Here is a 21460-nt window from a genome sequence, read left to right as displayed (position 1 = left end):
GATCAACCCTAGACGGCCCACGGCGGCGCCTCCCCGGCGGCGCTGAGCCCTGAGCGAACAGCCGAGCCGGGGCGACGGAGCCGCGTCGCAGCCGCGCCTAGCATTGCGCTCATGCCCCTCTCCTCTCTCGAGTACACGACCGCTCCCGTCTCCGACCTCGACACCGGCGCCCTCGTCCTCGGCGTCGCGCCCGGGCCGGACGGCCCGCGTCTCGTCGGCGTCGACGGCTTCGACGACCTGGTCGCCGCCCTCCCGGCACTCGGGGTCACCGGCGCCGCGGAATCGCTGACGCGCGTCCCCTCCTCGGTCCGCGCGGGCGTCCTCGCGCTCGTCGGCCTGGGATCGGCGGAGCCGAGTGCCACGGTCCTGCGGACCGCCGCGGGCCTCGCCGTCCGCAGCCTCGCCGGCACCGCCACGGTCGCCCTCGCGCTGCCCACCGGCGGCGAGGGCGCGCTCGCGGCCGTCGCCGAGGGAGCCGCGCTCGGCTCCTACAGCTACACCGCTTTCCGTCACAGCACCCTCGAGTCGGCGAAGGCTCCCGTCGAGAGCGTGCTCCTCGTCACCACCGACGACTCCGCCGACGAGGCCGTCCTCGAGCGCGCCCTGGTCGTCGGCCGCGCCGTCTCCGCGGTGAAGGACCTGGTCAACGCCCCGCCGTCGCACCTCTACCCGCAGACGCTGGCCGAGGCCGTGCTGGAGGGCGTCGAGGGACTGCCTCTCGAGGTCACGGTCTGGGACGAGACGGCGCTGGAGCGGGACGGCTTCGGCGGAATCCTCGGCGTCGGCAGCGGCTCCTCGCGCCCGCCCCGCCTCGTCAAGATCGCCTACTCCCCCGAAGGCGCTCACTCCCCCGACGGCACAGTGGAGTCGGCGGCGCCGAAGCACCTCGCGCTGGTCGGCAAGGGCATCACCTTCGACAGCGGCGGACTCTCGCTCAAGCCGCCGGCCTCGATGATCGGCATGAAGGACGACATGACCGGTGCGGCCACGGTCTACGCCGTCGTGCGCGCGGTCGCCGAGCTGCGTCTGCCCGTACGGGTCACGGCCTGGCTCTGCATCGCCGAGAACATGCCGTCCGGCACCGCCATCCGCCCGAACGACGTCCTCACGATCCGCGGTGGCAAGACCGTCGAGGTGCTCAACACCGACGCCGAGGGCCGGCTCGTGCTGGCCGACGGCCTCGTCGCGGCGAGCGAGGAGCAGCCGGATGCGATCGTCGACGTCGCGACGCTGACCGGCGCCGCCGTGGTCGCGCTCGGCAACCGCTACGCCGGCGCGTTCGGCGACGACGAGCTGGTCGCCTCGGTGCTCGACTCGGCCCGCAGCACCGGCGAGCTCTTCTGGCACATGCCGCTCCCCGCCGAGCTGCGCCCGCTGCTCAACTCCGAGATCGCCGACATCGCCAACATCAAGCCGGGCAACACCGCCGGCGGGATGCTGATCGCCGCGCACTTCCTCCAGGAGTTCGTCGGAACCCGCGGCGAGGGCCCGGACGCGGCGCGCATCCCGTGGGTGCACCTCGACATCGCCGGCCCGGCGAACAACGGCGGCGGCGGGTACGGCTTCACCGGCACCGGCCCCACCGGGGTCTCGGTCCGCGCCCTCCTCGCCCTGGCCGAGGGCCTGGCGAGCGCGTAGTAGGGTCGACGGGGCGGGATCTCCCGCCTCGTCCCCCCTCCGACCGGCCCGCGCACAGGCGCGGGGATCCGCGGAGGCGAGGGGAACCGCACGTCGCAAGGGAGTCACTGGGTGTCGGAAGAGCGCTACGACCTGGTCGTGCTCGGAGGTGGCAGCGGCGGGTACGCGGCGGCTCTGCGCGCGACCCAGCTCGGGATGAGCGTGGCGATCGTCGAGCGCGACAAGCTCGGCGGCACCTGCCTGCACCGCGGCTGCGTCCCGACCAAGGCCCTCCTGCACGCCGCCGAGCTCGCCGACGGCGCCCGCGACGCGCAGAAGTACGGCGTCCTCGCCGGCTTCCAGGGCATCGACGTCCCCGGCGTCACGCGCTACCGCGAGGGCGTCGTCGCCGGCAAGTACAAGGGCCTGCAGAGCCTCGTCTCCGCCCGCGGCATCACCGTCGTCTCCGGCGAGGGCCGGCTGACCGGGCCGACGACCGTCACGGTCGGCGAGCACGTGCTGCACGGCGGCTCGATCGTCGTCGCGACCGGCTCCGCCTCGCGCACCCTCCCGGGCATCGAGATCGGCGGCCGCGTGATCACCAGCGACCAGGCCCTCGAGCTGGACCACGTGCCGGAGCGGGTCGTCGTGCTAGGCGGCGGTGTCATCGGCGTCGAGTTCGCCAGCGTCTGGCGCTCCTTCGGTGCCGAGGTGTCGATCGTCGAGGCGCTCCCCCACCTCGTGCCGAACGAGGACGAGAGCGTCAGCAAGCAGTTCGAGCGCGCCTTCCGCAAGCGCGGGATCTCCTTCACCCTCGGCTCGCGCGTCACCGGCGTCGTCCAGACCGACGACGGCGTCTCGGTCTCGCTCGAGAGCGGGGCGAGCGTCGAGGGCGACCTCCTCCTCGTCGCGGTCGGCCGCGGCCCGGTCACCGCGGGGCTCGGCCTCGAGGAGATCGGCGTGACGCTCGACCGCGGCTACGTGATCACCGACGAGCGCCTGCGGACCTCGGTCCCCGGCGTCTACGCCGTCGGCGACATCGTGCCCGGCCTGCAGCTCGCGCACCGCAGCTTCCAGCAGGGGATCTTCGTCGCCGAGGAGCTCGCCGGCCTGAAGCCGCAGACGGTGGCCGACCTGAACATCCCGAAGGTCACCTACAGCGACCCCGAGGTGGCGTCCGTCGGTCTGACCGAGGCGCGGGCCGTCGCCGAGTACGGCGCCGACCGCGTCGCGAGCTACGACTACGGTCTCGGCGGCAACGCGAAGAGCACGATCATCGGCACCGCCGGCTCGGTCAAGGTCGTGCGCGTCGTCGACGGTCCCGTCGTCGGCGTGCACATGATCGGCGCCCGCGTCGGCGAGCTGATCGGCGAGGCCCAGCTCATCGTGAACTGGGAGGCGCACCCCGAGGACGTGGCGCCCTTCGTGCACGCGCACCCCACGCAGAACGAGGCGCTCGGCGAGGCGCACCTCGCTCTCGCGGGCAAGCCGCTGCACGCCCTCTAGAACCATCGCGGGGCGGCGACCGGCCGCTCCCGCCTCACTAAACTGAAGCAACGAACACAAGCGTCTTAAGGAGACAGGCTCATGAGCGAATCCGTCAGCCTCCCGGCACTCGGAGAGAGTGTCACGGAAGGAACGGTCACCCGCTGGCTGAAGAACGTCGGCGACCGCGTCGAGGTCGACGAGCCGCTGCTCGAGGTCTCGACCGACAAGGTGGACACCGAGATCCCGTCGCCCGTCGCCGGTGTCATCGAGGAGATCCTCGTCCAGGAGGACGAGACCGTCGAGGTCGGCGCCGAGCTGGTGCGCATCGGCGACGGCTCCGGAGCCGCGTCCGCGCCCGAGGCCCCCGCCGAGGAGGCCCCGGCCGCCGAGGAGTCGCCCGAGGCCGAGGCCGCCGAGACCGAGCCGACCGACGAGGCCACCCCCTCCGTCGACGCGGAGACCGAGGAGGAGGCTCCGGCCCCCGCCGAGCCCGAGCCGGCCCCCGCCGCCGAGAAGCCCGCCGCTCCCGAGGCATCCGCGCCCGCTCCGTCGGTCCCGGCCCCCGCCGCCGCTGCTCCGGCTTCTGCCGCCGCCGCCCCGGCGCCGGCTGCGACCCCCGAGCCCACCGACTCGAACCCCGGCTACGTCACCCCGCTGGTGCGCAAGCTGGCGGGCGAGAACGGCATCGACCTCTCGACCCTCACCGGCACCGGTGTCGGCGGCCGCATCCGCAAGCAGGACGTGCTCGACGCCGTCGAGGCCGCCAAGTCCGCTCCCGCCCCGGTCTCGGCTCCCGCCGCGGCCGCGGCGAAGGCCGCCCGCACGCCGCTCGAGACCTCGCCCCTGCGCGGCACGACCCAGCCGATGACCCGCCTGCGCAAGGTGCTCGCGCAGCGCGCCGTCGAGTCGATGCAGTCGACCGCCCAGCTCACCTCGGTCGTCGAGGTCGACGTCACCGCCGTCGCCCGCTTCCGCGACTCGGTCAAGAAGACCTTCAACGAGAAGACCGGCGCCAAGCTGTCCTTCCTGCCGTTCTTCGCCCTCGCGGCCGCCGAGGCCCTCAAGGCCTACCCGGTGATCAACTCGACGCTCGACGGCGACTCGATCGTCTACCCGGACCACGAGAACATCAGCATCGCGGTCGACACCGAGCGCGGCCTGCTGACCCCGGTCCTGAAGAACGCGTCGGAGCTCACCCTCGCGCAGATCGCCAGCACCATCGGCGACCTCGCGGAGCGCACCCGCAACAACAAGCTCAAGCCCGACGAGCTCGCCGGCGGCACCTTCACCCTGACCAACACCGGCTCGCGCGGTGCGCTGTTCGACACGCCCGTCGTGTTCCTGCCGCAGACCGCGATCCTCGGCACCGGCATCGTCACGAAGAAGCCGGCCGTGGTGCAGGTCGACGGCAGCGACGCGATCGCGATCCGCTCGACCGTGTTCCTCGCCCTCTCGTACGACCACCGCACGGTCGACGGCGCCGACGCGGCCCGCTTCCTGGTGGCCATCAAGGAGCGCCTCGAGGAGGGCTCGTTCGAGAACGACCTCGGCATCTGACGCCCCATCGCTGACGCGCCGCACTAGCGGCCCCCGTCGGTGAAGACGTCGCGCAGCAGCCAGACGGCCTCCGTCCTGATCATCAGGACGGAGGCCGTCGTCGTTCCCGGGTCCGGCCCGATCGCGACGACCGCGGAGGCACCGTTCACGTCCGCGTGGACGGCGGTGACGGCGGTCTCGTGCCGGAGAGACACGGCGACGGCGGCCCACTCCGACCGGAGCGGGGAGTCGGTCGTGGTCAGCGCTGACGCGCAAGCCCGGCTCGCCGCACGGCAGTCGCGGACGGCGGCGAGCAGGGCGACCGCCGCCGCCTCCGCACCCAGGTCCGCGGGCGGCGGCTGCACCGCGGGCGCGGATTCAGGGGACGGCGTCCGTGGTGATGCGGCCGCCGGGGACGGTGTCGGCGCCGGCGCCGGTGAAGGTGTCGCGGTCGGTGACGGAGTGAGCGGCGCCGGGGTCAGGGGCGTGGCGACCGGGGGACGCTCCTGGGCCGCGGACTGCGCGCCCGAGACCCGCTCCGGTCCCCACGCCGTCATCGCCAGTGCGCCGACGAGGATGACCAGAGCCGCGGCGAGGGGTCCGCGCCGACGGACGACGACGGCGATCGCGCGGTCCCGCCAGCCGTCCAGCGGATGGGTCCGACGGTGACGACCCGGCGAGACCTCGCGCGCTCGCTTCAGCCCCTCCGCCGCTCGCGCCACGCGCGGGGACGCCCCGAGCGGCAGCGGGACCGCAGTGCGGTACAGCAGCGCTTCGACCGCCTCGAGGTCGTCGTCCTCCCCGGGACTCCCGTGCCACTCCGGGCAGCGCTGCCGGCACCGGGCGAGGAGACCGCGGACCGCCGCACGGACCTCGTACTCCGACGCCGCCACGGCCGCCTCGCTCAGCAGCAGCACCGGGCGCCCTTCCTCGGTCAGCCCGATCGCCTCCGCACCGGGCGCCGGGAGCACGCCCGCTGCCATGCAGTCCCGAAGAGCGCCGATGATCGGAGCGAGAAGGGTCACGACGACGCCCGGTGGCAGCGCGACATCGGACTCGAGGACCTCCTCGAGGGTCGTGACGACCGGTGGCTCGGTCAGCAGGACGAGACCGTCGCGATGCACACCGACGTCCACGAGCCGCTGGCGGTGGTCGTGCCGTTCGAGCCGGTCGAGCCCCGAGCGCAGCGCGGCCTCCGCCCGCTCCCGCGAGAGGAGAGCGGCGTTCAGGCGCCGCCCATCACCGTCGTGGACGAGCGCGCCCAGAGCTCCCGCCCCCGCCACGGCGAAGCCGGCGATCCGCTCCGTGGACCGCTCTCCGCTCCCGTTCCGCTCGCCGCTCGCTGCCATGCTCCGAGAGTGCCTGCCGGGTCCACCGGCCGTGGGGCCGACCGCCGCATCCGTGGAGTGATCGGACTCAATGCCGTTGGGGAGGAGCGGCGACCCGGCGGATCCGCTCGGATCGGTCTCCCCCGCCGGGTCCGCTCGGTATCCTGGAGGAATGGCACGCAGCACGGAACCGTCGACGAAGGCGGTCAAGGAACCCGGACGTCTCAAGCAGATGTGGCAGGTGTTCCAGATGACCCGCCGCTACGACAGCAGCGCGGTCTGGATCATCCTCCTCGCCCTCGCCGTCCCGATCCTGATCGGTGTTCTCCTCGGAGTCCTCCTCAGCGACGGCAACGGCTTCGTCATCGCGCTGTGGATCGTCGTCGGCGTGATGGCCGGGCTGGTCGCAGGTCTCGCGGTCCTCTCCCGCCGGGCCGAGCGCGCCGCCTACGGTCAGATCGCCGGGCAGCCGGGCGCCGTCGGCGCCGTCCTTCGCAGCGGTCTCCGCGGCACCTGGACCGGAGGCGAGATGCCGGTGGCCGTCAACGGCAAGACCCAGGACGCGGTCTACCGCGCGGTCGGCCGTGGCGGCGTCGTGCTGATCGCCGAGGGACCGACCGGCCGCACCAAGCGCATGCTCGAGGACGAGCGCCGCAAGGTGAGCCGCATCCTCCCCAATGTCCCGGTCACCTTCGTCAACGTCGGTCCCGATGAGGGTGCCGTGCCGCTGCACAAGGTCCCCCGCACGCTCGCGAAGACCAAGAAGGTCCTCACCAAGGCCGAGGTCCTGGCCGTGAAGAACCGCCTCGCCTCGCTCAACACCTCGCTGCCGATCCCCAAGGGCGTCGACCCGTTCAAGGTGCGCCCGCAGCGCTCGCGCTGATCCCCGCCTCGGTGGACGGAGGAACGGGCCGGTCGGGATCACTCCCGCCGGCCCGTTCGTCGTCTCCGGAACGTCTACCCGATCAGTATCGGACGAGCACCGTTCCCGCCACCTTGTCGTGGAAGCCGCGCTGGTCCGAGTCCCAGACGAGAGCAGGCACCAGGACGGCCAGGAGCACCGAGCGCACCAGCGGCCGCCAGACGCCGACCCAGCCGCCACCGAGGCGGACGACTCGCAGCCCCAGCAGCCGGTGGCCGATGCTGCCGCCGATCGTGGGGATGAAGACCGCCTGCAGCACGACGAAGAGGATGATGCTCGCCCAGCGGTCGTAGCCGAAGAAGACGAAGGACAGCAGAGCGACGATCGCGAAGTCGACGGCGAGCGCGGCGAAGCGGCGGCCGGGCCGGGCGATCGACATGCGGCCTGTCTCAGGGAGGCCGAGCCGCTCCCCCGGCCGCGTGCTCGGGGCGACGTCGGCGAAGGTCCTGCGTTCCGGTGCTGGCATCCTCCGATGCTACCCGCGCCACCCCGGCGCCCGCCGGGAACCCGTTCCCCGCCACGACGCGCTCGACAGAGCTTCGCGTAACACGCTCGAAACAAACGGGACACGGTGGGGAAACCCCCCATGACTACCCTGGAACGGCTGCGCTCTGCAGCAACCCGTTACGCCATAGGAGACCTTTGCATGTTTAAAGATTCTTCCGAGGTGCTCACGTTCATCAAGGACACGGACGTCAAGTTCCTCGACATCCGGTTCACCGATCTCCCCGGTGTCCAGCAGCACTTCAACATCCCCGCCTCGACGGTCGACGAGGAGTTCTTCTCCGTCGGCCAGCTCTTCGACGGGTCCTCGATCCGCGGATTCGCGAACATCCACGAATCGGACATGCAGCTGATCCCTGACGTGACCACCGCCTACGTGGACCCGTTCCGCGTCGAGCGCACGCTGATCATCGTCTTCGACATCTACAACCCGCGCAACGGGGAGATCTACTCGAAGGACCCGCGCCAGGTCGCCAAGAAGGCCGAGAAGTACCTCGCCTCGACCGGCATCGCCGACACCGCGTTCTTCGCCCCCGAGGCCGAGTTCTACATCTTCGACGACGTGCGCTACGAGGTCACTCAGAACTCCGCGTTCCACTCCGTCGACTCCGTCGAGGGCGCCTGGAACTCGGGCCGCGTCGAAGAGGGCGGCAACCTCGGCAACAAGACCCCCTACAAGGGCGGCTACTTCCCGGTCAGCCCGGTCGACAAGCAGGCCGACCTCCGCGACGACATCTGCCTCAAGCTGATCGACGCCGGCCTCATCCTCGAGCGCTCGCACCACGAGGTGGGCACCGGCGGCCAGGCCGAGATCAACTACCGCTTCGACACGATGGTCCACTCCGCGGACGACATCCTGAAGTTCAAGTACATCGTCAAGAACACGGCCGAGCAGTGGGGCAAGACCGCCACGTTCATGCCGAAGCCGCTCTTCGGCGACAACGGCTCGGGCATGCACACCCACCAGTCGCTGTGGAACGACGGCAAGCCCCTGTTCTACGACGAGAACGGCTACGGCGGACTCTCCGACGTCGCCCGCTGGTACATCGGCGGCCTGCTCAAGCACGCCCCCGCCGTCCTCGCGTTCACGAACCCGACGGTCAACTCGTACCACCGCCTGATCCCGGGCTTCGAGGCGCCGGTCAACCTGGTCTACTCGGCCGGCAACCGCTCCGCGTCCATCCGCATCCCGATCACGGGTACGAACCCCAAGGCCAAGCGCATCGAGTTCCGTGCGCCCGACGCCTCCGGCAACCCGTACCTCGCGTTCGCCGCCCAGCTGATGGCGGGCCTCGACGGCATCAAGAACCGCATCGAGCCGCACGAGCCGGTCGACAAGGACCTGTACGAGCTGCCCCCGGAGGAGGCCAAGCTCATCCCGCAGGTCCCCGCCTCGCTCGAGGAGGCCCTCGCCGCCCTCGAGGCCGACCACGACTTCCTGCTCCAGGGCGGCGTGTTCACCCAGGAGCTCATCGAGACCTGGATCGACTACAAGCGCGAGAAGGAGATCAAGCCCCTCGCGCAGCGCCCGCACCCCTTCGAGTTCGAGCTGTACTACGGCGTCTGATCCGACGCACCGCAGCGCTCGCGCCCTGCACGAAGGGCCGTTCCTCTCCGGAGGAGCGGCCCTTCCGCGTTCCCGGCTCGGTCCGCGGGCGTCAGCGGTAGGTCGGCGCGTCGACCTCGACCGGGCCGTAGAAGCGGCGCTCGAAGACGGCGCGGGCCCGGCGGGTGACGCCGAGGTAGTCGTCCTCGAGCTGCGTCGCCGAGTCGGCGGGGTACTCGAGCAGTCGCGCCACCCCGTCCAGCTGGCGGCGGTCGGCGGGCAGCACGTCGGCGGTGCGGTCGAGGAACAGCGTCATCGCCGAGCGCACCCGCGACGCGAGGATCCAGGCCGCGCGCAGGCGCTCCGCGTCGGGCGGGGAGACGAGCTGCGCCTCCTCCGCCACGCTCAGCGCGGTCAGCGTCGAGGTCGTCCGCAGCGCGGGGATGGTGCGCGCGTGCTGCAGCTGCAGCAGCTGCACCAGCCACTCGACATCGCTCAGCGAGCCGCGGCCGAGCTTGAGGTGGCGCTTGGGGTCGGCGCCCTGCGGCAGCCGCTCGCTCTCGACGCGGGCCTTGATCCGCTTGACCTCTCGGATGTCGCGGTCCGAGATGGCCGCCGGGTAGCGGACGCCGTCGGCCAGCTCCTCGAAGTCGGCGATCAGCGCCGCGTCGCCGGCCACGCCGCGGGCGCGCAGCAGCGCCTGCGCCTCCCAGGTCAGCGACCAGCGCGCGTAGTAGGCCCGGTAGGAGTCGAGCGAGCGCACGAGCGGGCCGTTCTTGCCCTCCGGGCGCAGATCGGCGTCGAGGTCGAGCGGAAGGCGCGAGTCCTCGGTCAGACGGACGAGCTCGGCGACCAGGAACTGCGCGTAGAGCTGCGCCTCGTGCGGATCCTCTCCGCCCGGTCGCTGCACGTACATCACGTCGGCGTCGGAGCCGAAGCCCAGCTCCGCTCCCCCGTAGCGCCCCATGCCGATCACGGCGAACTCCGCGGCGGACCCGCGGCGTCCCGTGCTCGAGCGCCGGACGGCGGCGAGCACGCCGCCGAGCAGCGCGGAGATGATGTCGGAGAGGCTGGTCGCGATCTCCTCGATCGTGCTCAGCCCGAGGACGCCGCCCATCGCGGTGCGGAGCACCTCCCGGCGGCGCATCCCCCGCAGCGCCGTCGCGACGGCCTCCGGAGTCTCGTGCCGCGCCAGCACGGCGCGCACCTCCTCGGCCAGCCGGTCGGCGCTGCGCGGTCGGAGGGCCTCGTCGTCCTCGAGCCAGGCCGCCGACTCGGGGATGCGGTCGAGCAGCTCGCCGACGAAGCGCGAGCCGGAGAGGACCGTCGTCAGGCGCTTCGCGGCCCCGGAGGAGTCGCGCAGCATCCGGAGGAACCAGGGCGTGCCGCCGAGCGTGTCGCTGAGACGCCGGAAGGCGAGGAGCCCGTAGTCGGGGTCCGCGCCGTCGGCGAACCACTGCAGCATGACGGGGACGAGGTGGCGCTGGATGCTCGCGCGCCGCGAGACGCCCGAGGTCATCGCGGCGATGTGGCCGAGGGCGCCGCGGGCGTCCGCGAAGCCGATGGCGGCGAGGCGCGCCTCCGCCTGCCCGGTCGACAGCTCGATCCCGCCGTCGGGCAGCGCCGCCACCGCGGAGAGCAGCGGGCGGTAGAACAGCCGCTCGTGCAGCCCGCGCACCCGGTGCTTGATGGAGTTCCAGACGACGAGGAGCTCCTCGGCGCTGCGGGCGAGACCGCTCGCCCGGGCCAGGGTGCGCAGCTCGTGCTCGTCCCGCGGCATCAGGTGGGTGCGCCGGAGCTTCCGCAGCTGGAGCCGGTGCTCGAGCAGGCGGAGTGCGCGGTAGTCCTGCGCGAACTCCTCCGCCGCCGCGCGGCCGATGTAGCCGCGATCGGCGAGAGCGCCCAGGGCCAGCAGCGTGCCGGGCATGTGGATCTCGTCGTCGGTCTGGCCGTGCACGAGCTGGAGCAGCTGGACCGTGAACTCGATGTCGCGCAGCCCGCCCGGGCCGAGCTTGATCTGGTAGTGGACGTCGTTCTGCGGGATGTTCTCGGTGACGCGCTCCCGCATCCGCTGCACCGACTCGACGAAGTTCTCCCGGGACGCGCTCGACCAGACCTTCGGCGCGACGGCCTCCACGTAGGCGCGGCCGAGCTCGAGGTCTCCCGCGAGCGGGCGCGCCTTCAGCAGGGCCTGGAACTCCCAGCTCTTCGCCCAGCGGTCGTAGTAGGTGATGTGCGACTCCAGGGTCCGCACCAGCGCGCCCTGCTTGCCCTCCGGGCGGAGGTTCGGATCGACCTCCCACAGGTCCGGCTCGAGGGCGAGCGCCGAGGTGCCGCGCATCAGGAGGACGGCGAGCCGCGTCGCGATGTCGATCGCGCGGGCGTTCGAGAGACCGCGCTCGGGGTCGCCCTCGGCCACGAAGATCACGTCGACGTCGCTGACGTAGTTGAGCTCGGAGGCGCCGGCCTTGCCCATGCCGATGACGGCGAAGCGCGTCGCCTCCACCTCCTCGCGGTCGAATCGGCCGGGGCCGGACCCCGCGATCAGGTCGGCGCGGGCCACCGCGAGGGACGCCTCCAGCGCCGCTCCGGCCAGATCGGCGAGGGTGCGCGCCACCCGATCGATCGCCGCGACCGGATCCGCCTGGCCGAGGTCGTGCACGACGACGCGGGTGAGCAGCCGGCGGTAGCGGACTCGCAGGGCCGTCCAGCCGTCCTCCTCGTGCAGCGCCGCGACGCCGTCGACGGCGCCGACCGAGTCGAGCAGCTCCTGCTTGAGCTCACCGCGACCCGGAAGGACCCGGACGGGGTCGAGGAAGCCGACGAGCTCGTCCGGCCGGCGCTGCAGGAAGTCCGCGAGACCGGAGGACGCCCCCAGGACGAGCAGCAGGCGCGTGATCGCGGCGTCGTCCGCGAGGACCGCGTCCATCCGGTCGCGGCGACTGCGCAGCAGATCGAGCAGCGCGCCGAGCGCCGCGTCCGGATCGGCCACCGTCGCGAAGGCCGGCACCACCGACTCGAGCGATCGGCCCGCGAGCTCCTCCGCCTCGGCGAGCCGCGCCCCGGTCTCGCCGAGGGCGGCGAAACCGAGGCGCGCGACCTCGCTCAGCGTGCGTTCGCGGGGCATGGCGCGAGGGGTCAGAGCATCTCGAGGTTGCTGCGCAGCTCGTACGGGGTGACCTGGGCGCGGTATTCGGCCCAGTCCTTCCGCTTGTTGAGCAGCACGAAGTTGAACACCTGCTCGCCGAGGGTCTCGGCGACGAGCTCCGACTCCTCCATCAGCGAGATCGCGCGGTCGAGGCTCGCCGGCAGCGGGCTGTAGCCCAGGGCGCGGCGCTCGGCGTCCGACAGCGTCCAGACGTTGTCCTCCGCCTCGGCGGGGAGCTCGTAGCCCTCCTCGATCCCCTTGAGCCCGGCGGCCAGCAGGAGGGAGTACGCGAGGTACGGGTTCGCGGCCGAATCGAGCGCCCGGTACTCGATGCGCGAGGACTGGCCCTTGTTGGGCTTGTACAGCGGCACGCGCACGAGCGCGGAGCGGTTGTTGTGGCCCCAGGACACGTAGCTGGGAGCCTCGTCGCCGCCCCAGAGCCGCTTGTACGAGTTCACGAACTGGTTCGTCACCGCGGTGATCTCGGGGGCGTGCTTGAGCAGCCCGGCGATGAACTGACGACCGAGCTTGGACAGCTGGTACTGCGCGCCCTGCTCGTAGAACACGTTCATGTCGCCCTCGAAGAGCGAGAGGTGGGTGTGCATGCCCGAACCGGGGTGGCCGGAGAGCGGCTTCGGCATGAAGGTCGCGTAGACGCCCTGCTCGATCGCCACCTCCTTGATGACCGTGCGGAAGGTCATGATGTTGTCGGCCGTGGTCAGCGCGTCCGCGTAGCGGAGGTCGATCTCGTTCTGACCGGGGCCCGCCTCGTGGTGGCTGAACTCGACCGAGATGCCGAGGTCCTCGAGCATGCGGACCGAGCGGCGGCGGAAGTCGTGCGCCGTGCCACCGGGGACGTTGTCGAAGTAGCCGGCGGAGTCCACGGGCTCGGGGCCCTCGGCACCGAACGTCGACGACTTCAGCAGGTAGAACTCGATCTCGGGGTGCGTGTAGAAGGTGAACCCGCGCTCGGCCGCCTTCGCCAGCGTGCGCTTGAGCACGTTCCGCGGGTCCGCGACGGCGGGCTGGCCGTCGGGCGTGGTGATGTCGCAGAACATCCGCGCCGTCGGGTCGATCTCGCCGCGCCACGGCAGGATCTGGAAGGTCGACGGGTCCGGGTGGGCCAGGACGTCGGCCTCGTAGGAGCGGGTCAGCCCCTCGATCGCGGAGCCGTCGAAGCCGAGACCCTCGGCGAACGCCCCCTCGACCTCGGCCGGCGCGATCGCGACCGACTTGAGCGTGCCGACGACGTCCGTGAACCAGAGGCGAACGAATTTGATCCCTCGCTCTTCAATGGTGCGAAGAACGAAGTCCCGTTGCTTGTCCATCAAGGCCCTTCCTGTTTCGCCTCCAGGCTAGTGGCTCCGCCCCGTGCGCGCTGGGCGCCCTGCCGTCCCCCGCAGAGGCGGGACAGGGCGCGGATAGACTCGAACGCATGTCAGCGCAGCCCGTGAAACGCGTGAGAACCCGCCACTTCCAGACCGCGAAGGACTCGGGGGTGCGGATCACCGGGCTCACCAGCTACGACGTGCTCACCGCCCGCATCTTCGACCAGGCGGGCATCGACTTCCTGCTCGTCGGCGACTCGGCCGGCAACACGGTGCTCGGCTACGACACGACCCTGCCCGTCACCGTGGACGAGCTGATCCCGCTGGCCCGGGCCGTCGCGGGCGCCGTCGAGCGCGCGTTCGTCGTCGCCGACCTGCCCTTCGGCTCCTACGAGTCCGGTGCGGACGATGCGCTGCACACCGCGTTCCGCTTCATGAAGGAGACGCACGCCCACGCCGTGAAGCTCGAGGGCGGCGTCCGCTCCGCCGAGCAGATCCGGCGGATCGTCGAGGCCGGCATCCCCGTGATGGCGCACATCGGCTTCACCCCGCAGAGCGAGCACGGCCTCGGCGGGCACATGATCCAGGGCCGCGGCGAGGGGATCGAGCAGCTGCTCGCCGACGCGCGCGCCGTCCAGGAGGCCGGCGCCTTCGCCGTCGTCCTGGAGATGGTGCCCAGCGAGGCCGCCCGTCAGGTCACCGAGGAGCTCCGCATCCCGACGATCGGCGTCGGCGCCGGTCCGCACGTGGACGGTCAGCTGCTCGTCTGGACCGACTTCGCCGGGCTCACCACCGGCCGGGTGCCGCGCTTCGTGAAGCAGTACGCCGACCTGCGGGGCGTCCTCACCGGAGCGGTCACCGCGTTCCGCGAGGACGTCGAGGCCGGCGCGTACCCCGGAGTCGAGCACAGCTACGAGTAGCGGGGCGCGACCCGGGTCAGCGGGGATCAGCGGTCCTCGGCGTCCTCCTCGTCCCAGCGGCGGGTGTTCTCGCGCATCTTCTCGAGGGCGTGGGAGGCCTCCTCGCGCGACGAGTAGGGGCCCGCGCGGTCGACGGACGGGGACTGGAAGCCCTGCTCCACCGCGCCGGACTTGAGGTTGTACCACCAGGAGTTCGCATCACCGTCAGACATGCGGCGATCCTACGCCGGGGCCGGTCACCGGCCGCTGCCCCTCGCGTCTCGCTAGCATGGCCGGTATGACTGCTGCTGCGACCGCGATCGGAATCGACATCGGAGGGACCGGCATCAAGGGGGCGTACGTCGACCTCGGCGAGGGCGCCCTCCTCAGCGACCGGATGAAGGTCGCCACCCCCGAGGGCGGAGGCCCGAAGGACATCGTCGCCACCGTGCAGCAGATCCTGGGCATGCTCCCGGACGCACCGGCCGACACCCCCGTGGGGATCTGCTTCCCGGCCGCCGTCGTGCACGGGCGCACCATGTCCGCAGCGAACGTCTCGGACGAGTGGATCGGCCTCGAGGCCGAAAAGCTGTTCGAGGACGCCATCGGCCGCGACATCTTCTTCGTGAACGACGCGGACGCCGCGGGCTACGCCGAGTCGCGCTTCGGCGCCGCGAAGGACAAGAAAGGCCTGGTCCTGATGACGACGCTCGGCACCGGCATCGGAACCGCGCAGATCTACGACGGCGTCCTCATCCCCAACGCCGAGCTCGGCCATCTCGAGATCCATGGCGGCGACTACGAGAAGAAGGCGTCCTTCGCTGCGAAGGAGCGGGACGACCTCGACTACAAGCACTGGGCCAAGCGCCTGCAGCGCTACTACTCCCACCTCGAGGCGCTCCTCTGGCCGGACCTCATCATCGTCGGCGGCGGCATCTCCAAGCACCACGAGGAGTTCCTGCCCCTGCTCGACCTGCGCACCCCGATCGTGCCGGCGGCGCTGCGCAACAACGCCGGCATCCTCGGCGCCGCGGCCCTCGCGGGCGGCGGCGCGCGCCGCTGAGGCGGCGCCCTCCTCCGCGGTGGTCCCTGCCCGCCGCGGCGCTGTCGGCCTCGACAGGTGGCCGCGTTCCGCAGAGCGTCTCGCCTTCGGCGACGACGAAACGCTGGCACGCGTCTCGCCGGTGAGTCTCGCTGCGCGAGAGCGGCCGGCAGGGCCCGCGTCCCTGACGCCCGCTCCCTCCATGCTGGTCGAGTAACCGCGCAGCGGCGTATCGAGACCCACGCCATCGAACGGCGGTCTCGAGCACGCGTCCAGCAGGGCCGGATCTCGATACGCCCTCTCCGAGGGCTACTCGATCAGCACGAACACGAGGCGAGCCGGAGAAACGCGTGCCAGCGTTTCTCCGGAGCCGGACGCAGGGCGCTCTGCGGAACGCGACCCTCCGCTCGGGCCGACCGCGGCGCGGCGGGCAGGGACCGCGGCGCAGAACAGATCCCGCGACGCGTGCCGGCGATTCTCCGGAGCCGGACGCGAGACGCTCTGGGGAACGCGTCCCTCCGCTCGGGCCGACCACTGCGCGGCGGGCGGGGACCGCCGCGCAAGAAGGCACAGCCGGCCACGAGACACGAAAGGCCCCGCGCAGCGGGGCCTTTCGTGGCGAAGGGGCAGGCTGATACGCCGGGTTCTGTTCACGCCGCGCCTCTCGGCGGGCGCTGGACGGCCATCTCTCTCGGGGGCACGTCGCCGTGACCCTCCAGCGGTCTACCCGAGGACCCGACGAGCAGCCGCATCGTCCTCTGTCTGACCTTGCTCCGGGCGAGGTTTACCGAGCGGACCGGATCACTCCGGCCCCTGGTGGTCTCTTACACCACCGTTTCACCCTTACCGCGGGCCGGGGCCCGTGGCGGTCTGTTCTCTGTGGCACTGTCTCGCGGGTCGCCCCGGGTGGGTGTTACCCACCGCCCTGCTCTGCGGAGCCCGGACGTTCCTCGGCGCCGGAGCTCTCACCCCGGCGACGCGACCGTCTTGCCGGCCCGTTCGCGGGACCAGTGTACGGCGCGGGTCAGGCGAGCGTCGACTCGTCGCCGCGGACGAGGATGCAGCCGCTGTCCGGGCAGAGCACGACCTCGTCGGGCGCGGTGGTGCGGATCCAGGCGAGGTCGGACTCGGTGAGGGCGACGCCGCTCCCCTCCGACACCTTGCCGCGCAGGAGGGCAGCGCCGACGCCGTAGCGGGCGCGCTGCTTCTCGTAGAGCTCGACCAGGTCCGCGGGGATCTTCTCGACGAGGGAGGCCCGGTCGCGGGCGAGCGCCTCCTGCTTGCCGGCCAGCTTCTCGGCCTGGGCGTCGCGCTCCTCGGCGAGGGTCGCGATGCCGGCGACGACCTCGTCGCGCTCGGCCTGGGCGGCGGCGACCTCGGCCTCGATGCCCTCGATCCGCTCCATCAGCGTCAGCTCGATGTCCTCGAGGTCGCCGCGGCGCTTCACCAGCGAGGTGATCTCGCCCTCGAGCGCGGCGATGTCCTTCGCGGACGACGCGGTCTGCAGGCGGTCGCGGTCGCGGGCGAGGCGCTTGTCGACGACCTCGACGTCGGACTCGATGCGGCCGAGCTCGGTGCGGGCGTCCTCCAGCCGGCCGTTGCGCTCCGCGAGGGCGCGGCGGGTCTCGTTGTCGCGGGTCTGCATCGCCTTGATCGCCGCGATCTGCGGCAGGGTGGCGACGGCGTGACGGAGCTGGTTGCCCCTCGTGTCGAGACTCTGCAGAGTCAGGAGCTCTCGCTGGTCGGCGGGGCTGGCAATCACGTCGCGGTCCTCGTTCCCGGCACGGAGGGTGGGCGTGCCGGCTCCATTCTCGCGCGCTCACGCAGCGTCAGTGGACGATGGCGAAATCCCAGGGGTCGGTGCGGGTCTCGCTGACGTCGACGACGACCCCCGGAAGCGCGGTGCGCAGCGCCGCCGCGGCGACGTCGAGCCAGAGCCACTCGCTCGCCCAGTGCGAGACGTCGAGCAGCGCCGGCCCGGTGCCGTGGCGGGCCTTCTCGCGCGCCTCCGACGCCGGGTGGTGCCGGAGGTCGGCCGTGATGTAGACGTCGCTCGTGCGGACCGCAGGGCTGTCGAGGAGGGAGTCCCCCGCCCCGCCGCAGAGCGAGACCCGGCGGACGGGCGCCTCGTAGTCGCCGGCAGCGCGCACTCCCCCGGCGGTGGCGGGCAGCAGCTCGGCCACGGCGCGGGCCAGGCGGCCGAGCGTGACCTCCTCGGCGAGGTCGCCGACGCGGCCGAGGCCGACCGACGGGTCCTGCCCCGGGACGAGCGGCGTCGTGCCGGTGAGTCCGAGCCTGGTCGCGATCACGTCGGAGACGCCGTCCGCGACGATGTCGGCGTTGGTGTGAGCGGAGACGAGGGCGCAGCCGTGTCGGATCAGCTCGGCGAGCAGGCGGCCCTTGTAGCCGTCCTCCGCGATCGAGGTGACCCCGCGGAGCAGGAGCGGGTGGTGGGCCAGGAGCAGCTGGTAGCCGCCGTCGACGGCCTCGGAGACGGTGTCGGCGACGACGTCGACCGTGAGGAGGATCCGCTCGACCTGCGCGACCGGGTCACCGGTGACGAGGCCGGGAGCGTCCCAGTCCTCCGCGGCCCCCTCGGGCCAGAGTCGGTCGATGACGGCGTGGACGTCGCGCAGCGTGGGCATGCGTCCAGGGTAGGGCCGCCGCTCCCCCGTAGGAGTGCGCCTCAGTGCGCGTGGTCGGTCTCGACGGCGCGGATGGCGGCGTCGGAGCTGCCGACCTCGTCGTCGAGGTCCGCGGCGAGGAAGTCCTCCGACTCCGGGAGGCGCACGGTGAGCCCGGCGTACTGCTCGACCGCCAGCTCGCCGCTCAGCCCGGACGCCGCGAGGACGTGGCCGCCGACGGTGCCGCTCGTGTCGACGAAGTGGGTGTGCAGCCCGGCGACGCTGATCCCCTGGAACGGCTTCGGGCCGTAGAAGCCGACGATCGTGCCCTCGACGTCGCGCAGGTGCACCTCGCGCTGGTCGCGCATCGCGTCGGCGAGACGGAGGTACGGCTTCACCTGGGCGATCGGCTGCCGCAGCGTCAGGTGCTCGACGCGGCCGCGGAGACGGACGCCGACGAACACGTTCGGGCTCCGCACGGTCCGCCGCACCGCCGTCAGCAGGGCGTCGAGCGACGGCACCGCCTCGACCGTCTCCGTGCTGTCCGGAGCGAACCGGGCCAGCTCGGCGAAGGCGATCGTGTCCTCCGGCTCGAGGACGACGACCGAGCCGTCGCCGCGGAACAGCCGGTGCACGCCGTCGAGCACGACGAGCTCGCCCTCCATGTGGTCGCCGCAGCCCAGCCCGAAGTCGCCGGCCTCGTCGGCCTCGGCACGGGTGACGACGCCGTCGAACAGACCGGCCAGCAGCGCGTCGACGATGGAGAACTGGGTGATGAGGCCGCGCGGCGCGGTCGGAGTCGGCATCCCGCCATTCTGGCGGAGCACTCAGCTCTCCAGCGCCAGCCGGTACCGCTCGCGCGCCGTCCGGAGACGAGAGAAGCCCCGCGCTTCCGGAGAAGTGCGGGGCTCTCTGCCTGCGGTGGATCCGAGGGGATTCGAACCCCTGACCCCCTGCATGCCATGCAGGTGCGCTACCAGCTGCGCCACGGACCCTTGGTGCGCTTCTCGAACTGGAGGTGCCGGCCTTGCGACCCGCTCCTCCGCCCGGCGGAAGCAACTCGAATAAACTACAACACGAAGCGCGTGGAGCGAAATCGAGCAGCGACGCCGGGCGTGTTCCTCAGTTCGAGGAGGCTGCGGAGTCGGCGGGAACGGCGTTCGCCACCGTGATCGGGACGACCGGGCAGTCCTTCCAGAGGCGCTCCAGCGAGTAGTACATCCGGTCCTCCTCGTGGAAGACGTGGACGACGAGGTCGCCGAAGTCGAGCAGGATCCAGCGGCCCTCGGCGCGGCCCTCGCGGCGCAGGAGCTTGGCGCCGGACTCGTTGAGGCGGTCCTCCACCTCGTTGGCGATGGCGACGACGTTGCGCTCGGAGCGCCCGGTCACCAGGAAGAAGATGTCGACGAGCGGCAGCGGTCCCGAGACGTCCAGCGCGACGAGGTCCTCCCCGCCCTTGGAGTCGGCGGCGGTGGCCGCGAGGTCGAGCAGGGCGCGGGCGGAAGCGGTCGCAGTCATGAAGCCTTCAGTGTCGGTGGTGGATCAGAAGATGTTGAGGACGAAGCCGCCGATGAACAGCGCGATCGAGGCGACCAGCAGGACGGCGGCGGTGATGGCCAGCACGACGGGGACGCTGACGGCGCGGCGCTTCTGCGGGGCGATCATCGCGGTGCCCGCGGCGTGGGTGGAGACGGCGCTCGACGCCCGGACGGGCTCCGAGTCGGAGGCGGGCTGCTCGCGGTCGATGCGGTCGACGTAGCGGTCGACATCGGGCGAGTCGTAGAGGTTCGGGTGCTGACCGGTGGAGCCGAGGCTCCGCGGCAGGTCGAAGGAGCCCGTGACGAGCACCTCCCCCGTGTCCGTGCGGACGGGCGACGCGTCGCCCGCGGTCGGCAGGATGAGGGCGTTCGTCGTGGTGACGGCGCCGGTCGCGGCGACTCCGCTCGCGATGAGGGAGTCGAAGGAGGCGTCGACCTCCTCCTTGGACTTGCTGTCGAGCTCGTCGGTGATGGCGAGGTGCTCGATCGGCGGGTGGAAGCTGCCGGTGATCTCGGTGGCCTTCTCGTCCGCGATGTCGAGCGTGCCCACCGTGGCGAAGAGGGCGGTGTTGAGCTTGGGCTGCTCGGGCTCGTCGTCCGACTGCTCGAGCTCGTCGGCCGGCTGCTCGACGGCGGAAGCCTCGGGAGCGGACTCCTCGGCAGCGGCCTCTTCGGGAGGGGACTCCTCGGGAGCGGACTCCTCAGCGGCGTCGGGCTCGGCCTTCGCCGGATCCTGCGCGGCATCGGCGGGCGCGGCCTCGGGGGTCGCGGCGACCTGCTCCGCCTGCTGCTGGGCGAGCAGCGCGCGGAGCTCGCGGCGGGTGAGCGTGCTGCGGTCGACGCCCTCGGGCAGCACGACCTCGATCGCGGAGGTGCTCAGCTCGGGCTCGGCGGCGGGGGTCGGCGCGACGACGGGGACGCGCAGGGCCTGGGTCGCGGTGAGGACGGGCATCTCGCCCGCGGCGGTGACGGACGCGGTCGCGGCGCGGCGGGAGGTCGTCGGTGCGGCGGCGGGCGCGGCGCCGGCCGCGGCTCGCTCGCGCTCACGGATCTCGCGCCGGGTGAGCGGCGCGCCCTCGTGCTGAACTGTCATGGCGTGCTCCGATACAGGTGGTGCTTCGAGATGTACTGGACGACACCGTCGGGAACCAGATACCAGACCGGATCACCCCGGTTCACGCGGCTCCGACAGTCCGTCGAGGAAATCGCTAGCGCCGGAATTTCCAACAAGGATACGTCCTGAGCCGGCAATCCCGAAACGGACAGGGCGTGACCCGGTCGGCTGACGGCGACGAAGTGCGCCAGCTCCCAGAGCTCGTCGTAGTCCTTCCAGCTCAGGATCTGCTCGACGGCGTCGGCTCCCGTGATGAAGAACAGCTCGGCGTCGGGGTGCGCGAGGTGGATGTCGCGGAGCGTGTCGATCGTGTACGTCGTGCCGACGCGGTCGATGTCGACACGGCTGACCGTGAAGCGCGGGTTGGAGGCGGTCGCGATGACCGTCATCAGATAGCGGTGCTCCGGGGGCGTGACCGTCTTCTTGTGCCACGGCCGGCCGGTGGGCACGAAGACGACCTCGTCGAGGTCGAACGACTGCGCCACCTCGGAGGCGGCGACGAGGTGTCCGTGGTGGATGGGGTCGAAGGTGCCGCCCATCACGCCGATGCGCGGACGCCGCGGGTCTCCGCTCGCGGCGGACGTCACGATCGCAGGGCCGCCGGACTAGTGGCCGTGGCCGTGGGAGTCGTGCGAGCCGGCACCGGTCTTGTGCGAGTGGCGGTTGGCGACGTCGCGGTAGCTCCACGTGACGAAGCCGAGCGCGGTGAAGGCGACGACGGCGATCAGCCCGTAGACGATGGTCGGCATCGGCAGCTCGGTGTGCGCTGCTTCAGCGAGGACGGTCGTCACGAGGGACATGCGGTGCTCCTTGGAATCGGGATCGC

The 21460-nt window shown here is 71.9% G+C and carries 19 protein-coding genes, 1 tRNA gene and 1 other RNA gene; 7 read left to right on the top strand and 14 right to left on the bottom strand.

What is annotated here, in order from left to right:
- Positions 1–111: 111 nt before the first annotated feature.
- The 3 genes from GTU73_RS10200 to sucB all read left to right on the top strand — a co-directional run bounded on the left by GTU73_RS10200 (position 112) and on the right by sucB (position 4662).
- Entirely contained in the window at positions 112–1638 is a 1527-nt protein-coding gene (locus GTU73_RS10200; RefSeq protein WP_160089139.1) for a leucyl aminopeptidase, read from the top strand.
- Between the two features lie 111 nt (positions 1639–1749).
- Positions 1750–3123 (top strand): dihydrolipoyl dehydrogenase, encoded by a 1374-nt coding sequence (gene lpdA / locus GTU73_RS10195; protein ID WP_160089137.1) that lies wholly within the window; start codon positions 1750–1752, stop codon positions 3121–3123.
- A gap of 81 nt (positions 3124–3204) precedes the next feature.
- Positions 3205–4662, top strand: coding sequence for a 2-oxoglutarate dehydrogenase, E2 component, dihydrolipoamide succinyltransferase (gene sucB / locus GTU73_RS10190; RefSeq protein ID WP_160089135.1), 1458 nt, complete (start codon positions 3205–3207; stop codon positions 4660–4662).
- Positions 4663–4685: 23 nt separating this feature from the next.
- Here the strand turns inward: sucB and GTU73_RS10185 are convergent, their stop codons facing one another.
- A complete protein-coding gene (locus GTU73_RS10185) occupies positions 4686–5990 on the bottom strand; it encodes a hypothetical protein (protein WP_160089133.1) in 1305 nt (434 codons plus the stop codon).
- Positions 5991–6141: 151 nt separating this feature from the next.
- Here GTU73_RS10185 and GTU73_RS10180 point away from each other — a divergent pair, with 151 nt between their 5' ends.
- Positions 6142–6852, top strand: a complete 711-nt coding sequence (locus tag GTU73_RS10180; protein ID WP_160089131.1) for a DUF4191 domain-containing protein — start codon at positions 6142–6144, stop codon at positions 6850–6852.
- 82 nt (positions 6853–6934) lie between these two features.
- Here GTU73_RS10180 and GTU73_RS10175 read toward each other — a convergent pair whose 3' ends face one another.
- Positions 6935–7357, bottom strand: a complete 423-nt coding sequence (locus GTU73_RS10175) for an RDD family protein (RefSeq protein ID WP_132437047.1) — start codon at positions 7355–7357, stop codon at positions 6935–6937.
- A 180-nt stretch (positions 7358–7537) separates the two neighbouring features.
- Between GTU73_RS10175 and glnA the strand changes: the two genes are divergently transcribed.
- Positions 7538–8962, top strand: a complete 1425-nt coding sequence (gene glnA, locus GTU73_RS10170; protein WP_160089129.1) for a type I glutamate--ammonia ligase — start codon at positions 7538–7540, stop codon at positions 8960–8962.
- A 91-nt stretch (positions 8963–9053) separates the two neighbouring features.
- On the opposite strand, the gene GTU73_RS10165 is transcribed toward glnA, so the two are convergent.
- Positions 9054–12068, bottom strand: a complete 3015-nt coding sequence (locus tag GTU73_RS10165; RefSeq protein ID WP_160089127.1) for a bifunctional [glutamine synthetase] adenylyltransferase/[glutamine synthetase]-adenylyl-L-tyrosine phosphorylase — start codon at positions 12066–12068, stop codon at positions 9054–9056.
- Between the two features lie 11 nt (positions 12069–12079).
- On the bottom strand, positions 12080–13417 hold the full coding sequence (locus tag GTU73_RS10160) for a glutamine synthetase family protein (RefSeq protein WP_123736929.1): 1338 nt from the start codon (positions 13415–13417) through the stop codon (positions 12080–12082).
- A 107-nt stretch (positions 13418–13524) separates the two neighbouring features.
- On the opposite strand from GTU73_RS10160, the gene panB reads away from it, so the two are divergent.
- Positions 13525–14337: a 3-methyl-2-oxobutanoate hydroxymethyltransferase gene (gene panB, locus GTU73_RS10155; protein WP_160089125.1), complete on the top strand. Its 813-nt coding sequence runs from the start codon at positions 13525–13527 to the stop codon at positions 14335–14337.
- A gap of 26 nt (positions 14338–14363) precedes the next feature.
- Here panB and GTU73_RS10150 read toward each other — a convergent pair whose 3' ends face one another.
- Complete coding sequence (locus GTU73_RS10150) at positions 14364–14549, bottom strand: SPOR domain-containing protein (RefSeq protein WP_123445835.1); 186 nt, start codon at positions 14547–14549, stop codon at positions 14364–14366.
- A 65-nt stretch (positions 14550–14614) separates the two neighbouring features.
- Here GTU73_RS10150 and ppgK point away from each other — a divergent pair, with 65 nt between their 5' ends.
- Positions 14615–15379 carry a polyphosphate--glucose phosphotransferase gene (gene ppgK, locus GTU73_RS10145; RefSeq protein WP_160089123.1) on the top strand — a complete coding sequence of 255 codons (765 nt, stop codon included), beginning with the start codon at positions 14615–14617 and terminating at the stop codon, positions 15377–15379.
- 598 nt (positions 15380–15977) lie between these two features.
- On the opposite strand, the gene rnpB is transcribed toward ppgK, so the two are convergent.
- The 9 genes from rnpB to GTU73_RS10100 all read right to left on the bottom strand — a co-directional run bounded on the left by rnpB (position 15978) and on the right by GTU73_RS10100 (position 21434).
- An RNA gene (rnpB, locus tag GTU73_RS10140) (RNase P RNA component class A) lies at positions 15978–16356 on the bottom strand.
- A 26-nt stretch (positions 16357–16382) separates the two neighbouring features.
- Complete coding sequence (locus GTU73_RS10135) at positions 16383–17120, bottom strand: hypothetical protein (protein WP_160089121.1); 738 nt, start codon at positions 17118–17120, stop codon at positions 16383–16385.
- A gap of 67 nt (positions 17121–17187) precedes the next feature.
- Positions 17188–18003, bottom strand: coding sequence for a Nif3-like dinuclear metal center hexameric protein (locus GTU73_RS10130; protein WP_160089119.1), 816 nt, complete (start codon positions 18001–18003; stop codon positions 17188–17190).
- 41 nt (positions 18004–18044) lie between these two features.
- Positions 18045–18788, bottom strand: a complete 744-nt coding sequence (locus tag GTU73_RS10125) for an acetolactate decarboxylase (protein WP_160089117.1) — start codon at positions 18786–18788, stop codon at positions 18045–18047.
- Between the two features lie 116 nt (positions 18789–18904).
- Positions 18905–18977: transfer RNA gene (locus GTU73_RS10120), tRNA-Ala, on the bottom strand.
- 127 nt (positions 18978–19104) lie between these two features.
- On the bottom strand, positions 19105–19500 hold the full coding sequence (gene rsfS, locus GTU73_RS10115) for a ribosome silencing factor (protein ID WP_123445829.1): 396 nt from the start codon (positions 19498–19500) through the stop codon (positions 19105–19107).
- Between the two features lie 24 nt (positions 19501–19524).
- Positions 19525–20613 carry a hypothetical protein gene (locus tag GTU73_RS10110; RefSeq protein ID WP_160089115.1) on the bottom strand — a complete coding sequence of 363 codons (1089 nt, stop codon included), beginning with the start codon at positions 20611–20613 and terminating at the stop codon, positions 19525–19527.
- Positions 20610–21221 carry a nicotinate-nucleotide adenylyltransferase gene (gene nadD / locus GTU73_RS10105; protein WP_123445827.1) on the bottom strand — a complete coding sequence of 204 codons (612 nt, stop codon included), beginning with the start codon at positions 21219–21221 and terminating at the stop codon, positions 20610–20612. Before nadD ends, GTU73_RS10110 begins: the two co-directional genes overlap by 4 nt.
- 18 nt (positions 21222–21239) lie before the next feature.
- Positions 21240–21434 (bottom strand): hypothetical protein, encoded by a 195-nt coding sequence (locus tag GTU73_RS10100; RefSeq protein ID WP_123445826.1) that lies wholly within the window; start codon positions 21432–21434, stop codon positions 21240–21242.
- Between the last annotated feature and the right edge of the window lie 26 nt (positions 21435–21460).

Origin of the sequence: Rathayibacter sp. VKM Ac-2804 (genome assembly GCF_009866655.1) — a bacterium.
Classification (GTDB): Bacteria; Actinomycetota; Actinomycetes; order Actinomycetales; family Microbacteriaceae; genus Rathayibacter.
This window is presented reverse-complemented; position numbering and strand designations above follow the sequence as displayed.

Bases quoted from the DNA above. Each gene is read 5' to 3' on its own strand.
- GTU73_RS10185 (WP_160089133.1), bottom strand. From the start codon at position 5,990: ATGGCAGCGAGCGGCGAGCGGAACGGGAGCGGAGAGCGGTCCACGGAG.
- ppgK (WP_160089123.1), top strand. From the start codon at position 14,615: ATGACTGCTGCTGCGACCGCGATCGGAATCGACATCGGAGGGACCGGC.
- GTU73_RS10165 (WP_160089127.1), bottom strand. From the start codon at position 12,068: ATGCCCCGCGAACGCACGCTGAGCGAGGTCGCGCGCCTCGGTTTCGCC.
- panB (WP_160089125.1), top strand. From the start codon at position 13,525: ATGTCAGCGCAGCCCGTGAAACGCGTGAGAACCCGCCACTTCCAGACC.
- GTU73_RS10125 (WP_160089117.1), bottom strand. From the start codon at position 18,788: ATGCCGACTCCGACCGCGCCGCGCGGCCTCATCACCCAGTTCTCCATC.
- GTU73_RS10200 (WP_160089139.1), top strand. From the start codon at position 112: ATGCCCCTCTCCTCTCTCGAGTACACGACCGCTCCCGTCTCCGACCTC.
- GTU73_RS10175 (WP_132437047.1), bottom strand. From the start codon at position 7,357: ATGCCAGCACCGGAACGCAGGACCTTCGCCGACGTCGCCCCGAGCACG.
- GTU73_RS10110 (WP_160089115.1), bottom strand. From the start codon at position 20,613: ATGACAGTTCAGCACGAGGGCGCGCCGCTCACCCGGCGCGAGATCCGT.
- GTU73_RS10160 (WP_123736929.1), bottom strand. From the start codon at position 13,417: ATGGACAAGCAACGGGACTTCGTTCTTCGCACCATTGAAGAGCGAGGG.
- GTU73_RS10130 (WP_160089119.1), bottom strand. From the start codon at position 18,003: ATGCCCACGCTGCGCGACGTCCACGCCGTCATCGACCGACTCTGGCCC.
- sucB (WP_160089135.1), top strand. From the start codon at position 3,205: ATGAGCGAATCCGTCAGCCTCCCGGCACTCGGAGAGAGTGTCACGGAA.
- GTU73_RS10150 (WP_123445835.1), bottom strand. From the start codon at position 14,549: ATGTCTGACGGTGATGCGAACTCCTGGTGGTACAACCTCAAGTCCGGC.
- rsfS (WP_123445829.1), bottom strand. From the start codon at position 19,500: ATGACTGCGACCGCTTCCGCCCGCGCCCTGCTCGACCTCGCGGCCACC.
- GTU73_RS10100 (WP_123445826.1), bottom strand. From the start codon at position 21,434: ATGTCCCTCGTGACGACCGTCCTCGCTGAAGCAGCGCACACCGAGCTG.
- glnA (WP_160089129.1), top strand. From the start codon at position 7,538: ATGTTTAAAGATTCTTCCGAGGTGCTCACGTTCATCAAGGACACGGAC.
- GTU73_RS10180 (WP_160089131.1), top strand. From the start codon at position 6,142: ATGGCACGCAGCACGGAACCGTCGACGAAGGCGGTCAAGGAACCCGGA.